The 15,436-nt window shown below is 42.2% G+C and carries 13 protein-coding genes and 1 pseudogene; 4 read left to right on the forward strand and 10 right to left on the reverse strand.

What is annotated here, in order from left to right; translation table 11 throughout:
- Positions 1-59: 59 nt before the first annotated feature.
- The 4 genes from OCV27_RS13900 to OCV27_RS13915 are packed head-to-tail and all read right to left on the reverse strand — an operon-like array spanning position 60 to position 5,518.
- Positions 60-1,529, reverse strand: a complete 1,470-nt coding sequence (locus OCV27_RS13900; protein ID WP_125321452.1) for an ATP-binding protein — start codon at positions 1,527-1,529, stop codon at positions 60-62.
- Positions 1,519-2,787: a restriction endonuclease subunit S gene (locus OCV27_RS13905; RefSeq protein WP_125321454.1), complete on the reverse strand. Its 1,269-nt coding sequence runs from the start codon at positions 2,785-2,787 to the stop codon at positions 1,519-1,521. Before OCV27_RS13905 ends, OCV27_RS13900 begins: the two co-directional genes overlap by 11 nt.
- Positions 2,784-5,234, reverse strand: coding sequence for a type I restriction-modification system subunit M (locus OCV27_RS13910; protein ID WP_125321456.1), 2,451 nt, complete (start codon positions 5,232-5,234; stop codon positions 2,784-2,786). The genes OCV27_RS13905 and OCV27_RS13910 overlap by 4 nt, the downstream gene beginning before the upstream one ends.
- Before the next feature lie 44 nt (positions 5,235-5,278).
- Positions 5,279-5,518 (reverse strand): HTH-like domain-containing protein, encoded by a 240-nt coding sequence (locus OCV27_RS13915; RefSeq protein WP_017086799.1) that lies wholly within the window; start codon positions 5,516-5,518, stop codon positions 5,279-5,281.
- A 168-nt stretch (positions 5,519-5,686) separates the two neighbouring features.
- Here OCV27_RS13915 and OCV27_RS13920 point away from each other — a divergent pair.
- Positions 5,687-6,025 (forward strand): annotated as a pseudogene (locus OCV27_RS13920) (JAB domain-containing protein); the annotation flags it as partial.
- A gap of 63 nt (positions 6,026-6,088) precedes the next feature.
- Positions 6,089-6,277, forward strand: a complete 189-nt coding sequence (locus tag OCV27_RS20820; RefSeq protein WP_420919490.1) for a DUF2787 family protein — start codon at positions 6,089-6,091, stop codon at positions 6,275-6,277.
- A 217-nt stretch (positions 6,278-6,494) separates the two neighbouring features.
- Here the strand turns inward: OCV27_RS20820 and OCV27_RS13930 are convergent, their stop codons facing one another.
- Complete coding sequence (locus OCV27_RS13930; protein WP_125321458.1) at positions 6,495-6,875, reverse strand: YijD family membrane protein; 381 nt, start codon at positions 6,873-6,875, stop codon at positions 6,495-6,497.
- The gene (fabR, locus tag OCV27_RS13935) at positions 6,875-7,507 is read right to left on the reverse strand and encodes an HTH-type transcriptional repressor FabR (RefSeq protein ID WP_420919469.1); all 633 of its coding nucleotides are present in this window, start codon (positions 7,505-7,507) and stop codon (positions 6,875-6,877) included. Before fabR ends, OCV27_RS13930 begins: the two co-directional genes overlap by 1 nt.
- A gap of 291 nt (positions 7,508-7,798) precedes the next feature.
- On the opposite strand from fabR, the gene sthA reads away from it, so the two are divergent.
- The gene (sthA, locus tag OCV27_RS13940; protein WP_245986738.1) at positions 7,799-9,199 is read left to right on the forward strand and encodes a Si-specific NAD(P)(+) transhydrogenase; all 1,401 of its coding nucleotides are present in this window, start codon (positions 7,799-7,801) and stop codon (positions 9,197-9,199) included.
- 42 nt (positions 9,200-9,241) lie between these two features.
- Here sthA and dinF read toward each other — a convergent pair whose 3' ends face one another.
- The 4 genes from dinF to OCV27_RS13960 form a co-directional block, all read right to left on the reverse strand.
- Entirely contained in the window at positions 9,242-10,582 is a 1,341-nt protein-coding gene (gene dinF / locus OCV27_RS13945) for an MATE family efflux transporter DinF (RefSeq protein WP_125321462.1), read from the reverse strand.
- Between the two features lie 43 nt (positions 10,583-10,625).
- Positions 10,626-11,438, reverse strand: a complete 813-nt coding sequence (locus OCV27_RS13950) for a class I SAM-dependent methyltransferase (protein ID WP_125321463.1) — start codon at positions 11,436-11,438, stop codon at positions 10,626-10,628.
- A 159-nt stretch (positions 11,439-11,597) separates the two neighbouring features.
- Positions 11,598-12,215 carry a transcriptional repressor LexA gene (lexA, locus tag OCV27_RS13955; RefSeq protein WP_125321465.1) on the reverse strand — a complete coding sequence of 206 codons (618 nt, stop codon included), beginning with the start codon at positions 12,213-12,215 and terminating at the stop codon, positions 11,598-11,600.
- 98 nt (positions 12,216-12,313) lie between these two features.
- Positions 12,314-12,676 (reverse strand): diacylglycerol kinase, encoded by a 363-nt coding sequence (locus OCV27_RS13960; RefSeq protein ID WP_125321467.1) that lies wholly within the window; start codon positions 12,674-12,676, stop codon positions 12,314-12,316.
- Positions 12,677-12,957: 281 nt separating this feature from the next.
- Between OCV27_RS13960 and plsB the strand changes: the two genes are divergently transcribed.
- Complete coding sequence (plsB, locus tag OCV27_RS13965; protein ID WP_125321469.1) at positions 12,958-15,399, forward strand: glycerol-3-phosphate 1-O-acyltransferase PlsB; 2,442 nt, start codon at positions 12,958-12,960, stop codon at positions 15,397-15,399.
- Positions 15,400-15,436 lie beyond the last annotated feature (37 nt).

Genomic DNA, 15,436 nt, shown 5'->3' on the forward strand with positions numbered 1-15,436 from the left:
AAGAATAAAGCAAGTAATCGAGAAGTTATTGTTATTTTATCAAGCAACGATCAAGCAAATTAGCTCCAATGCGGTACATAACGCATCGCTTTTGCTCCTGCTTCAGGATCATAAGGCTTAACCAGTCCGCTACTTACTGCATCTTTAATCACTCGACTCACTGTGGCGCTATTTTTGGTTTCGATACCAAAGCGCTCTCTTAAAGAGGCATTGTTCATATGTTCACGGCTTACATAACGTAAACAACAATGCTGATAACAAGCGCGAATACGATCTTCTTTATCCATCTCTGCAAACGGCTTATGACCAAATAACACTGTGCGTGTATGCCTGTCAGTAACTTCAAAAATGGGGGCGGGCAATTGATACAACTCAGTTTGAAATATAACTTTATCAATACCCGTGCCGCGTTCTTCGCAGATATTGATACGGCGCATAAACGAGGCCAGCATTTCATTGCGGCTTTGTGGCGGTGAGTCTATGAACCGATCTGTATCCACCAGCGGTATGCCCGGATTAGTTATCTCCATACGAGTATCAAATAGCTCTATCATTGGGCCTGTGCCCGTTAGTGAGAAGTCTTGGTGAATAATGGCATTGGCCACCAGCTCACGAATAGCCAGCTCTGGATACATTGGTACTTCTTTGCGAAAGGCTTTACCTATCTCTTCATTGGCAGGGAGTAACGTTTTAATGGTGTCAATCAAGCCCTCAAAGCCTGCTGCATAACCTTTATTACCCACCAGCTCTCGCACGGTTTCAACACGGCTATTGCCACGGTAATGAATAAGGCGAACGGCTTTGCGGCCAAGGTGCTGAAAACTTTGTAGCTTTTTAGCAAACAAAATAGCCCCTACGTTAGCAATGCTCCAGTGACCACTGTCGGTTTTACTTATCAATCTATCTGCTTGTAAGGCCGCTAAAATACCATCGCGTCCTTCCGGTAATGGCTGACCCGTTAACTCAAAATAAGCAGGGTAATCGAGCAGTTGCAACACTTCTTCAGCGCTGCTATTTTCAGTTGCCGCTTGTTGCTCAAACGGGACTTTGTCAAAAACACGCCATAGCTCGCGCTCTTTCTCAGCAAACTCACGCAGTTTCTTTTTGTACGAGCCCACGCGAATGTACTCGGTGCCATCAAACTGCACCGGAGTATGGCTGGCGGCTTGTATTTCTAAAATCACTACGGGTTTTTCATTGGCGCTTTCGAACGTATAAAACTGAAAATGGATTTTAGGGGCGGTTTTTTGCAGCAACCAGCTTTCTAATTCTTGCTGCTTATGACGCGCGCTAGCAGGCTTAAAGTCCGTACCAATAACTTCTTGAGTCTTATCATCTACTCCCCACACAATGTAAGCAGACTGCTTACCGAGCAAGGCTGCCGAATTGGCCAAAGCAGAGATATACTCCCCCACCATCGGCGCATCGGCATTATTATGTTTAAACTCCACCCACTCAGTTTCGTTTGGCAAGTGGCACAGCTCACGCAATAGCGCTTGTAGCTGCGCTAGGCTTTGCTCAGTCGGCATGGGGCTCTCCTTGCGATTTCATATTAGTCTTTTCAAACGGCAAGCGAGTTTTGCCCGTCAGAAGCTCTTGCATCATGCCTTGTTTGATTTGACGGGTTTTAGATAAGCGTTGCTTTAGTGCCTGAATCTCTTCATCCATATCGGAGAGAATAGTGGCGATGGCGGTTTGTTCGTTTTTCGAGGGTAATATAATTGGTAATGAATAAAAATCATTATGGTTTAAGTCAGGGATTGTACTTGTCCCTGCTTTATCCAATATACGTTTTTTTGAATCTGAAGAACGTAAAAAGCATACAAAAAAATCCTTATTTAATTTGGATTTTTGGTAAACAATCTTAAAAAAGTTGTTGTGAAAAACACCTGTAACACCAGTTACAACTATTCCTGTATTACCTGTTCTAGTCATGAGAATTTCATCTTCCACACAGCAGACGGCTGAGGAGTACTCATCAATGAACTCTGTCGGCTCTGTTAATTTTAGTGACTGAATTGTTATATAAGGCTTAGATATTTCTGACTGGTATGATTTTCTTTGTTCAATTTCTATCTGTAACCCTTGGTTAACATTTGAAATATCTCCCATCCTAGCAACATCCCAGTCCTCAGGAATTTCACCTAGCTCGCTTGGTTTAGTACCTTTAGTCTGCCCTTGCTTTTCTCCATCAGTATAAGTCGCAAACTGTGGCAAACGAGTCTTGCCTATCAGCAGTTGCTGCATGGTGGCAGTTTTAATCGCTTGTTTTTTGGCGATGAGCTTTTCCAACTCGGCTAATAGCGCATCAACATCAGACAAAGCATTGGCGATGACAGTTTGTTCTTCTAGTTTAGGAAATGAATTGAAAACACTCTCGATAGTACTTGCATTTAAGCTTGGCACACCTGAAGCTTCATTGTATTGCATCCAATCAATCATGCAGAATTTATAATAAATAAACTTTGCAGAGTCTTTACTAGATACTTCTGAATAAAATAATGTATCAACTGTCCAAAATGGAGTATCCATAAACCTTGGCTTATTGATTGTTCCTTTTCGACCAATTAATACAGAAGGCTTGTCATAAAGAGGGGTATTCGTGGTACCCATTTGCCCACCAGTTCCAAAAATTGGATACAAGCCATCTGTAACTTGCACTGATTTTTGATCTTTACCGTGCCTTATATTCATTACCTGACCAAATATTTTGACATCCCAATCTTCAGGAATGATCCCTACTTCAGTCTGTTTATACCCTTCAGGTATTACTTGAAGTGAACTCATAACGTCCACTCCAATCCCATGGCTTTGAGGTGGCCTGCTACTTTATCGCTCAATTCATCAACCGAATTCGTGAGTGTTGGCAATGGTGCGCTGTAACGCTCTTCTAGCTGTTTAACACGGTTAGCCATTTGCTGGGTTACGCGCTCAATCTCAGCAACAATATTAGCTTGCAGGGTAGATAACCATTTATCATCCACTATCAGGCTTTTTATTTCATCAATGCTTAGTTTTGGATATTGTCCAAATACAGCTAAATCTAACGCTTCTTGCGCAGTTTTCATTGCCTTCTTAGCGGCAGTATCGGCATTGAACAGTTTAGTCGCTTGCTTCAGTACTAAGAGCTCTTCGCTATCAGTTGCGAGCTTGGTTCTTGCGGCTACGCTCGCTTTGGTGATTTTATCTTTATCATTAATAGCTTCCACCAATAAACCGTCTTCTGCTCCTTGTTCCTCTAGGTAACTTTCTAGCGCTTGAGTCGCCGCGTCTTGTTTGGCTTGTAGTTCGTCAATCGCTGTTTGTTTATCAGCAAAATAGCGGGCCACAATGAGGCTTGGCGGGATTAGCTCAGCTTTATATTTTTTCTTGGTGATAACTAAATCTGGTGTTTCTTTGAGCTTTTCGCCTTGAACGGCCACCAGTTCACGCAGTACTTTACCCGCAATCCAATCATCTTGTACCAACACATAGACATCGTCCTGAAAGGACTCTGCCCAGTAATCCATTAATATTTGATAAATATCGTATTTACTCAGCAGTTCGCTGTTGGCGTAACCCGTTAGTAGTTGCTCTGAAATTTCATGAATCAATTCTTTAGGGCTGTCACCTAGAGATATCTCCGTTAACGCTGCCTGTTTAACCCATGCTTTAAACGGTAGTAAGCTACTATTAGCGAAGTCTTTAAATTCTTGATGAGCCAGAATGCTACTTTTAACCTTGCTCGCTTCCACTAGGCCATGGCTATAGCCAGCTCGGGCCGATTCAAACAAGGTGGCGCGAATATTAGGGAATACCTGCCAAAAATGCTCTAGGGCATCGATATCTGTATTTGGGATACCGCCCTGTAGGTGGGCACTTAAATCGTGTAGATCTTCTGGCTCACTTGAGTCAATATAACGGGGGATATTGAGGTTATAGTCATTGCTGGCGATTTCATCAACGCTAACTAAGCGGCTAAAACGCTCTAGCTCTAAGCCCTTATTAAACACATCTACGATTTTGTGAATGTCTTGGCTACGCAGGCGGTTTTTATTGCCATCCTTAATGAAGCCCTTACTAGCATCAATCATAAAGATTGAACGGCCTTGCATTGCCCCCTCAGGATCTGCGGTCACTTTTCGAGCATGCTCTTTATCGATAACAATAATACAAGCAGGAATGCCCGTACCGTAGAACAGGTTTGCAGGTAAACCAATAATACCTTTTATGTAGCCTTGCTTGATTAGGTTTTCACGAATATCAGCTTCAGCATTACCACGGAATAACACCCCATGCGGCAAGATCACCGCACCTTTACCTGTGCTTTTTAGACTGGTAAGTATATGCAGCAAGAAAGTATAATCACCATTTTTTTCTGGTGGTGTCCCCCAAAAAAAGCGCTTAAACAGATCGTCTTTTGGGTTTAAACCGCTAGTCCAGTTTTTATTAGAAAACGGAGGGTTGGCAACGGAGAAATCGAATGTTTTTAACTTGTCTGCGGCGTCTTTCCATTGCGGGTCAGCAAGGGTGTTACCTTTCCAGATTTTAGCCGTCGCATTGTTATGCAAAATCATGTTCATACGCGCCAATGCGCTGGTGGCATTATCCATCTCTTGACCAAAGATAGATAAACCGCGTGGTGCCTCATCACTGGCTTTTAATAGTAGAGAGCCTGAACCACAAGTAGGGTCATACACTGTCGCATCTTGTGGGGTGTCCTTAGTGATGCCTACCACTTTAGCTAGAATTTGAGATACTTCTGAAGGCGTATAGAACTGGCCCTTAGATTTACCCGATTCTGTCGCAAAGTGACGCATTAGATATTCGTAAGCATCGCCTAGTAGGTCGTCACCATCAGCGCGGTTATCTGACAAGTCTAAGCCTTGGAAAATACCCACCAGCTTAGTAAGACGGTCAACCATCTCTTTGCCTTTGCCAAGTTTATCTTCATCGTTAAAGTCGGCTACGTCTATCACGCCTTTTAAATCATTCTCTTCGGCAAGGGCGGCAATGATTTTGTTAATTTTGTCGCCAATTTCTTTATCATTTTTAAGCGCAATCAGATCATCGAAGCTGGCACCTGTTGGCACCACAATCATGCCGTAAGGGTCACCTTTGTATTTGTCTGATACGTACTTCATAAACAACATGGTCAGTACGTAATCTTTGTATTGGCTGGCATCCATACCACCACGCAGTTCGTCACAGCTTGCCCAAAGAGATGAATAGAGTTCTGTTTTTTTAATGGCCATTACTTTAGAAACCTTAGTTGAAAACCTTGATGAGAATTGGGCAGTTACAGTTGTGTTGTATTTAAGCCAGCCGCTTTTAAGCGAGTAGTTAGGTTGCGCATTTTGGAAAATTCAGTCCCGAAGCTACTTTTTAAGCCTACGCCTTCACAGAATTCTTTCGCAGTGATGCTTTTTAAGTCATCAGCATACTTGATCATTTGCAGGTGCATTTCTGCGGTATATTGATTGCGAGGGGCATCATTTAAGGCTTGCTTGATGCTGTCGAAAATGGCTTGCTCGGTCATGTTGTTGTGCCTTTGATTTGCATACAGTTACATACTTTTAGCTAATTTATATAAATTAGCTAAAACACTAACTTGAGGCAAGCGCTATTTGTGGGAAAAGAGACTAATATCCTACTGGTAAACAATCTGGCAGAGGCAGAGGTTCAAGTGTCCTAAAAATGGCATAAAGCAGATCAATTAGTAAGCGGGGATGCCTTTACACGTCCGAATGACACGAAAGCCTTTCTAAGCTGCAAGCTAGGAGAATATGAGAGGGAAGTCTTTGGGGTGATGTTGCTTAATAACCAACATCAGATGATTGAATTCAATGAGTTGTTCTTTGGCACGGTGGACAGTGCTTCAGTGTATCCACGAGAAGTGGTAAAGCTGGTACTTGAGAAAAACGTCTCAGCAGTGATTTTTACTCATAACCATCCATCGGGTGATTCCAACCCATCACAAGCTGATAGACGCATTACAGAGCGTTTAAAGGATGCTTTAGCACTGGTTGATTTGCGAGTACTCGACCTATTCCACCAGCTTGTCGAGCTCTTGATTGAGCAATATGACATTCCCACCGAAACAAAACGAGTGGCGCTTAATCTAAAGGTCGCAAGCTTCTATCGCAACCGAAGCGGGATACAGCCCATAGAGGTACAGCTTGAACGAGCTAACACTAATGAGCCTTGGGAAGTGCGGTTTATCGCTTCTTTTGATTACCCCACACCAGAAGCTGAGAGTGTTGATGTGGCTTTGTATTTCAACTTCAAGCATCAATAGTTCTACCAACCTGACATCCAACGATGCGAGCTCAATCGGCCTGAGGTGCAGTCGCTCTTTATTAGTTGGCTTAAGGCGTTCACCAATCACCTAAAGGTATCACAGTTCGATGCACTCATCATATGGAAGCGGGAGTCATGCTTGAACGAAAAGCTTGATTAACTGCATCATACCCAAGAAAAACGAGCCATTTGAGCTCGTTTTTATTTTTATAGCATTACTCAGCCCGGGTAGAGCGCTCCATAAAACCCAATTTTTTACCAATCCAGAGTAATAGTAGTAATGATATAACAATGGCAAAGAAATTAGACCCTGCATCAGGGTACTGAGCTTTGATAAACGCAGAATGGCCAAAAGCTCCAACGAAAAAACACGCTAGCCCGACGAGTGGAATATCCTCAGAGACCGGACTGCGGAGGTACTCTTGATATAACGCCTGCACAGAAAGCACTAGTGCAACCAGCGGGAAAATAGAGAAAGGCACCTCACTCATTGTCATCCAAGACAATAGAGCATCACCACACATCCCCGCAATAAGGGCTAAGACCAGTGTTTTCTTTTCAGAGCCACGATCAGATTGATTTATTTCATTCGACATTAAGTTATTCCACCTTTTAATCGGTTACGTTCTCGTTCTTTACGGTGCCATAAAGCACCTTTGGCTATCATACGCAACTGCACGATAAGTCGCTCCGCTAATTCATCACGCTCATCATGCTCTAAATCTAAAGCCTCAGCACCTGAGCTAAATACCAGCGTGACTGACATCTCAGCCTGAGCATAAGCTTCATCACGAGACATTCGAGTGCCAATAAGATACTCCGTCAACTCAGCAACAAAATGCTGAATTTCTCTTACCACAGCAGCACGAAACTCAAAAGACGTCCCGGACCGCTCTCGCAGTAGTAGACGAAATACATTGGGATAGTTATCAATAAACTCCATAAAAGTCTCCACAGAAGTCCGTATGACACTCCCCTCTTTTACAATCCTTTGCCGAGCTTGGCGCATCAACTGACGAAGTAATAGACCGCCCTCATCAACCATAGTTAAGCCTAGCTCATCCATATCTTTAAAATGGCGATAGAAGGAGGTTGGAGCAATCCCTGCTTCACGGGCAACTTCTCGTAAGCTTAAATTTGAAAAACTTCGCTCAGCGCTAAGCTGGCTAAACGCAGCATCAATTAATGAACGACGCGTTTTTTCTTTTTGCTGTGCTCGGATTCCCATGATTATCATCTACTTGTTATTGATTTATTTGCTCGTTATCAAATATACAATGATTAGTACAAAGGCATAAACCAAAATCACTACCTTTAATCACTGCAGGACAATTAAACCCAGTTATTTCGTTTTTTCAATTATTTAACACTAATTTAGCGATATAATTATATACAAATGTCAAAAGTGCCATATTCTGCTCTTCACCTCTACTCAAAGGCTTCAATACGTGTGCATTATCGAGAAATCAGTTAAAATCTCGATAGAGCAATGTTAAAACAGTATAACCAAGGAAAAGTTATGGCGGAAAGTAACCACTTTGACGTAATTGTTATTGGTAGTGGCCCTGGAGGAGAAGGGGCTGCAATGGGACTCACCAAAGCGGGGCTCAATGTCGCCATAGTCGAAAAAGAAACCAGCGTCGGAGGCGGATGTACGCATTGGGGAACAATACCCTCAAAATCGCTTCGCCATGCTGTCAGTCGAATTATTGAATTCAATAGTAACCCACTTTTTTGTCATAACAACACCAGTCTCCACTCCACATTTTCTAATATCCTAAGCCATGCTAAGTCTGTAATTGATAAGCAGACCCGCCTACGACAAAGTTTTTATGACCGCAACCAATGCTCATTAATCTTTGGCACCGCACGTTTCACGGATAAACACACTATTGCTGTCACTCAATTAGATGGCTCGGAAGAACTCTACAGTGCAGATCAATTTGTTATCGCTACAGGCTCGCGCCCGTACCAGCCAAAAGATGTTGATTTTATGCATGACCGCATCTACGACAGTGATTCCATCCTGAGTTTAAGTCATGACCCACGCCATATTATCATTTATGGAGCAGGTGTAATCGGTTGTGAGTATGCCTCTATATTCCGTGGACTTGGAGTGAAAACGGACCTTATTAATACCCGGGATCGACTACTGTCTTTCCTTGATAATGAAGTGTCCGACGCCCTGTCCTACCATTTCTGGAACAGCGGTGTCGTGATCCGAAATGACGAAACTTACGAGAAAATCGAGGGAACTGACCAAGGCGTGATTATCCACTTGGAATCAGGTAAAAAAATGCGAGCAGATTGCTTGCTTTTTGCCAATGGGCGTGCAGGCAATACCGATAAACTAAATTTATCAGCAGCAGGACTAAATGCCGATTCGAGAGGCCAATTAAATGTCGACAGTAATTACCAGACCGATGTCGCACATATATACGCTGTTGGTGATGTTATTGGTTACCCAAGCCTTGCCAGTGCAGCGTATGACCAAGGAAGATTTGTTGCACAAGCGATTGAGAAAGGACAAGCAGATAGCCACCTTATTGAAGATATCCCTACCGGTATTTACACCATTCCAGAAATAAGTTCTGTCGGAAAAACAGAGCAAGAACTAACTACCGCTAAGATCCCCTACGAAGTAGGACGCTCTTCTTTCAAGCACCTAGCACGAGCACAAATTGCAGGTAAAGATATAGGTAGCTTGAAGATTTTATTTCATCGAGAAACCAAAGAAATTTTAGGTATTCATTGCTTTGGTGAGCGCGCGGCTGAGATTATCCACATCGGTCAAGCCATCATGGAACAAAAAGGCGAAGCAAATACTATCGAGTATTTCGTTAACACCACCTTTAACTACCCGACTATGGCTGAGGCCTATCGCGTAGCTGCACTTAATGGTCTAAATCGCTTATTCTAGATGCTGGTTAATAACAGCCGCAGTAATTGTTGCGGCTGTTATTTATACAACTAAAAAATGTTGTTGCCGCCATTGATGATAAAAAATCACGGCCAAAGTAGCTCCTCGCATTGCCATAAAGCTCAGCATCGCCAACCACAAAGCATGATTGCCAATATCTGAAAATAAATAAAAGCAACCAAAAAAAACGCACATGGCACCAAACATACTATTGCGCATCTCTCTACCCTTTGTAGCACCAATAAAAATCCCATCAAACAAAAAACACCACATGGAAATTAACGGCATAGCCACCAGCCAAGGAAGGTATACCTTAGCGATATCAACCACCTCAGGAATATCAGTAATAAAACCAATCATTGAAGCGCCAAAAAAACCAAACAACATGGTGAGCCCAATACAAATGAGCAAGCTCCAGAAAAAGGTCCCCACTAAAGAACGACTCAGCTGTAATCTATCTTTTGCGCCTATCGCTTTACCCACTAAAGCTTCCATAGCATAAGCAAAGCCATCCATTCCATAGGAAATGATCATTAGAAAGCTCATCAATACCGCATTAGCCGCTACAATATCATCACCAAAGCTTGCGCCTCGAAAAGTCATAAAGGTAAAAGCCGCTTGTAGACACAGAGATCGTAGGAAAATATCACGATTTAACCTGACGAATCGACTCAGGCCATGAGAAGTATCTCTGAGTAATAACGAAAGTGCAGGTAGCTGTTTTTTATGCCAAGTTTTCCAAACACAGCAAAGACCAAACATCATACCACTGTAGTCTGCAATGACCGAAGCTAGAGCAGCCCCCTCAACTTTCCAGCCCAATCCAATGACAAAAAACACATCCAAAAAAATATTAGTTAAGTTAACAACAATTACCATCCACATTGGAGATCGAGCATTTTGGGTACCCAACAACCAACCCAATAATACAAAATTAACTAAGGCAGCGGGAGCACTCCATACTCGAATTGAAAAATACTGCTCACCATAGTATTTCACTTGGTCACTAGCACTACTCATTGAAAAAACAAAATCAGCAATAAACGGATGAATAATGATAAAAACTAAAGCAAAGCTTAAGGCCATAAAAAGACCTTGGGTAAGAACTAAAGCAAGCTGCTTAGTATTTTGAGCTCCATAAAATTGGGCCGTAAGCCCTGTAGTAGACATACGCAAAAAGCCCAGAAGCCAAAAAGTCACACTGATCATTGTGCTACCAAGAGCGACTCCACCTAGATACCAAGCATGTTCCAAATGGCCAATAACAGCGGCATCAACTAATCCAAGTAAGGGAACTGTAATATTGGAAAGCACCATGGGAATAGCAAGTAATAGCACTTGCTTATGTAGGCTCTTATCGGAAAGTATGTTTAATAGTCGCATGTCATCCACTCATCAAAAATGAAGAGTGGGAATTGTAGCTGGATTACCAACGGAGCTGAACGACAACAGGCACTAATCTGTGTTTAAGAGTACTAAACTTGGTCAACCAGCGTTGCCAAAACTTCCAACGACCACAATATCTGTCTAACGGAGAGAAGGTTTTTACCCAACGGGCCCAAGGAAGATAATTTATTGCCGAGTCTCCCGGCGACACATAGCCGTGACTGTATCCAGCTGAGCCCATTTTTTTTCCTAACTTAGTCGACGTCCTATCTCCTGCTAAAACCACACAGGCCATTGCCGAATAAAAATGGCAACCCAAAGCCTGAATAAATTTTCCAACTTGCTTTTCACTGCAATCAAGTAATGCTTGTTCACACACAATCAAAACGGGGCACTGCTCTGATATAGGAAGTTGTTCAAGCCAAGACAAATCATCAACATGACCGCAAATATGCTGGTAACGTTCACTTTTGTGGAACAACTTCTGACGCCAAATTAAGTTCTCTGTTACATCCAACTCAATCCAATGGCAGCGGCCGTTATCTACACGATAAAAGCGCGTATCTAAACCCGCGCCAACGTTAATAATCCAACCATCGGGGTACTGAGAAATAAAATGTTTTACTCGTTCATCACAGATCTGAGTTAGAGTGGCATGAAGAAGCTGCTTTTGATCAATATCACCAGTCATACACTCAGGGGCAAGCTGACAACGCTTACAAGCAATGGCTGCTATCGGATCATACACTAAACCATTATCAATCAAGCTTTCTCGACTACGCAGCCACAGTGGCTGAAGCAGATGAGCTGGAATTTGGTAACGATGCGTTGTAGCTTTTTGTTTAGCAACCATGATCATCTTCCTTCCATTACTAGAATATAGATGATAATGAATATCAATCACAAACTCAACTAATTGAGAATAAGTCTCAGTTAAAATTAATAAAGCAAAACCACAAAGTATACATATAAGTATTTATTCATACATGAATGCAGGCTAATACAGAAGTGACTACATCCAGTCAGTATTACGAATGATACCTACCGCCAAACCCTCAATAGCTAAGTGTTGACAAGTCAAATCAATCTTAATTGGCGCAAACTCTTCATTTTCTGCATGCAATAGTACCGTAGAACCTTTACGCTCAATACGCTTGACGGTGACATCATCATCCACACGGGCAACAACGACCTGACCATCGTGGACATCCTGCGTCTTATGAACGGCTAATAGGTCACCGTCCATAATTCCGATATCTTTCATACTTTCACCATTAACACGCAATAAAAAATCTGCTTGTGGCTTGAACATCGTTGGATCCAGTTGGTAGTGTGTCTCAACATGCTCCTGAGCGAGAATTGGCTCTCCAGCTGCAACCTGCCCTATAAGAGGCAATCCAGTTTCTTCATTAGCAGCTTGTAGTAAAATACGAATACCTCTAGACGCTCCAGGGATAATTTCAATAGCCTGTTTACGAGCTAAAGCTTTGAGGTGCTCCTCTGCTGCATTAGCCGAACGAAAACCAAGTTCTCGGGCAATTTCAGCACGTGTTGGGGGCATACCCGTGTCTGCAATTTTGCTCTTAATAAGATCAAATACTTGTTGCTGGCGTGGCGTTAGTGGCTTCATAAGTAACCTGTCTTTTTATACAGTTAACTGTGAGTATATCCAGTAACTGCTTAAATGAAAAGTCAATTGATGTTTTTTTGATTGAGTTAACCTTTTGACTACAAAAACAATACTTCTACCCACACGTAAGCTGTCAATAGCATGGTCACCATCACGGCTGCAGATCCAATATCTTTAGCTTGGCCAGATAAAGGGTGATGTTCTTGCCCAATCCGATCAACTACCGCTTCGATAGCACTATTAAAAAGCTCGGCCACTAGAACTAAGACGACACTTACCACCAGTAAAATGCGCTCAAGTTGAGTAATATCGAGTAACAGTGCTATTGGGATCATAACAACACTTAAAGCCACCTCTTCCCGAAAAGCTGGCTCATCACTAAAGGCTGCGCGTAATCCCTGGCAAGAGTAACGAGTAGCATTTCTAATTCGTTTAAACCCATGGAGCGTTTTTCGTGGCACAGACTTCCCCTTCAAAAATAGTAGGTGCAATAAAATAAGGTTCGCGCTTTCTTAAAGCATCAAGCCATAATGGCATTGGTAACAAAGCTCACCGTAAATATTTAGCAGGTAAAATATTAAGTGACATCGGCGAGTTTACGTTCAATTTACGGTAAAAGGTTCGACCAGTTTCTGGTATCCTTACTGCCCCAAAAAAGTCAGCGTTGGCAAAACCTCAACTTCAGATATTGAAGTTGAACACGGCTTATGCGATTTATCTGTTTTTAGAGGCTAAAAACCTTATGTCTTCAAGACAATCACTATCAAGTGCATTATTAAAATTGCCTTTATCAATGCTGGTAAGAGGAACAACGATTCCATCTAATCCCGTTGAAGATCACGGAATTGATCTAGAAAAACCCATTATTTACGCGCTGCCTTATCGCTCCAGTGTTGATTTGCTCACCCTACATACTCAAATTACCCATTTAGGTTTACCTAATCTATTCACACCAGTTGAAATCAATGGTAAATCGTTCAGAAGGTATGTGTTTATCTCTTCGCGTCAAACTGTGATGGGTAACGATCATAATGTCCCCAACGAATCTATTTCTCTCTTTTCTGAACTTTTAGAGCAACATAAATTTGATAGTGAGCTAGATGTTCAGGTTATTCCCACGTCAGTATTATGGGGAAGAAAACCTGGTAAAGAATCTCAGCGGACCCCTTATTTACAGGCATTAAATGGACCAGAGAAAGCTCTTGCTGTAATAAAATACGGTCGTGACTGTCTTGTTCGCATTAGCCCTGTCGTATCTCTTCGCTACATGGCAGATTCACACGGTACCGATGAATCAATTGCTCACAAACTAGCTCGGGTCGCCCGTATTCACTTTTCACGCCAAAAATTGGCTACATCTGGGCCAAACTTACCCAATAGACAAGCACTATTTAACCGCCTCATGCGCTCAAAAGCGATAATCAAAACAATTGAGGATACAGCTAAAGCCAAAAACATCTCACTCGAAAAGGCTCGAGAAGAAGCACAGGGGATAATGGATGAAATTGCCGCAGACTTCTCATACTCAGTCATAAAAAAAAGCAATCGCATACTCAGTTGGCTATGGAACCGTATTTATCAGGGTTTAAATATCAACAATGCTTCAATAGTACGTAAACTTGCTCAAGATGGCCATGAGATCGTCTATGTACCATGTCATCGCAGCCACATGGATTATTTACTACTTTCTTACGTCTTGTACCAAGAGGGGATGGTCCCACCACATATTGCTGCAGGTATTAATTTAAATTTCTTTCCAGCGGGCCCCATATTCCGCCGTGGGGGGGCTTTCTTTATTCGCCGTAGCTTTAAGGGTAATAAACTCTACTCAACTATCTTTCGTGAATATCTGGCTGAATTATTTTCGAAAGGATATTCGGTAGAGTATTTCAGCGAAGGAGGACGTTCACGAACAGGCCGCCTATTACAAGCCAAAACAGGAATGCTGGCCATGACAATTCAAGCCATGCTTCGCGGTTTAAATCGTCCTGTTACTCTTGTGCCTGTATACATTGGCTACGAGCATGTCATGGAGGTCAGTACTTATGCTAAGGAGCTGAGGGGAAAGCGTAAAGAAAAGGAGAATGCAGGTCTGGTATTGCGAACCATCCGAAAGCTACGCAACTTTGGTCAAGGTTACGTAAATTTTGGCGAGCCAATTCTCTTAAATCAGTACCTCAATGATAATGTTCCACAATGGACGCAAGATATAGACCCGATAGGAAGTAATAAACCACAATGGATAAATCCTATCGTCAATGTACTTGCAAATAAAGTGATGACACATATCAACGACGCAGCTGCAACAAACGCTTTGACTCTCTGTGCCACAGCTTTGCTTGCTTCACGTCAACGCGCTCTATCAAGAGATAGCTTGATCAAACAAGTAGATTGCTACTTAGCACTACTAAAAAATGTGCCTTATTCTTCAACCTTCACCATGCCAGATGAGGATGCTGAAGAGTTAGTTTGCCATGCCGAGTCATTAGATAAATTTGTTATTGACTCTGACAGTATGGGGGATGTGGTCTCTCTCGATCGTAACCAGTCAGTTCTGATGACCTATTACCGCAATAATATTATCCACTTATTTGCGATTCCATCTTTGATTGCTCAGATGCTCATCCGTCATCAGAAACTGAGTTTAAAGAAAATAAAAACTAACGTAGGATTAATTTATCCATTTTTAAAGCAAGAATTGTTTCTTAGTTTGGAAGAGGTTCAGTTAGGTGATATTACTGAGTCTTATATTGAGGAAATTGCTCGTTTGGGTTTGGTAATGGTCGATGGCAAACAAAACGTGTCGCTAAGGCAAGATAATATTCAGATGCTAATGCTACTAGGTCGTACCATTACAGAAACCCTACAACGTTACGCAATTACACTCAACCTACTGCCTGCTTACTCTGGCCTCAACAAGGGAGATTTGGAGAAAAAGAGTCAGGAAATCGCCCAAAGATTAGGACGCCTACATGGTATCAATGCCCCTGAGTTTTTCGATAAAGGTGTGTTTACATCCATGTTTACAACTCTAAAGCAGCACGCCTATTTAGATAGCAACGGTCACTGTGATCAAGAAAAGAGCAAAATTTTGGCTGAGCTGCTGTATTCAATGCTTTCTCCAGAGGTATGCTTAACAATAAAAGAGAGTATTTGCCAAGCCTCGGTAAATCAAACACAGTAAATACTCATCTAATTAAGTGATCAAAGAAGGCTTCCTT

Source organism: Vibrio pectenicida, from assembly GCA_024347015.1.
In the GTDB taxonomy this organism is placed as follows: Bacteria; Pseudomonadota; Gammaproteobacteria; order Enterobacterales; family Vibrionaceae; genus Vibrio; species Vibrio pectenicida.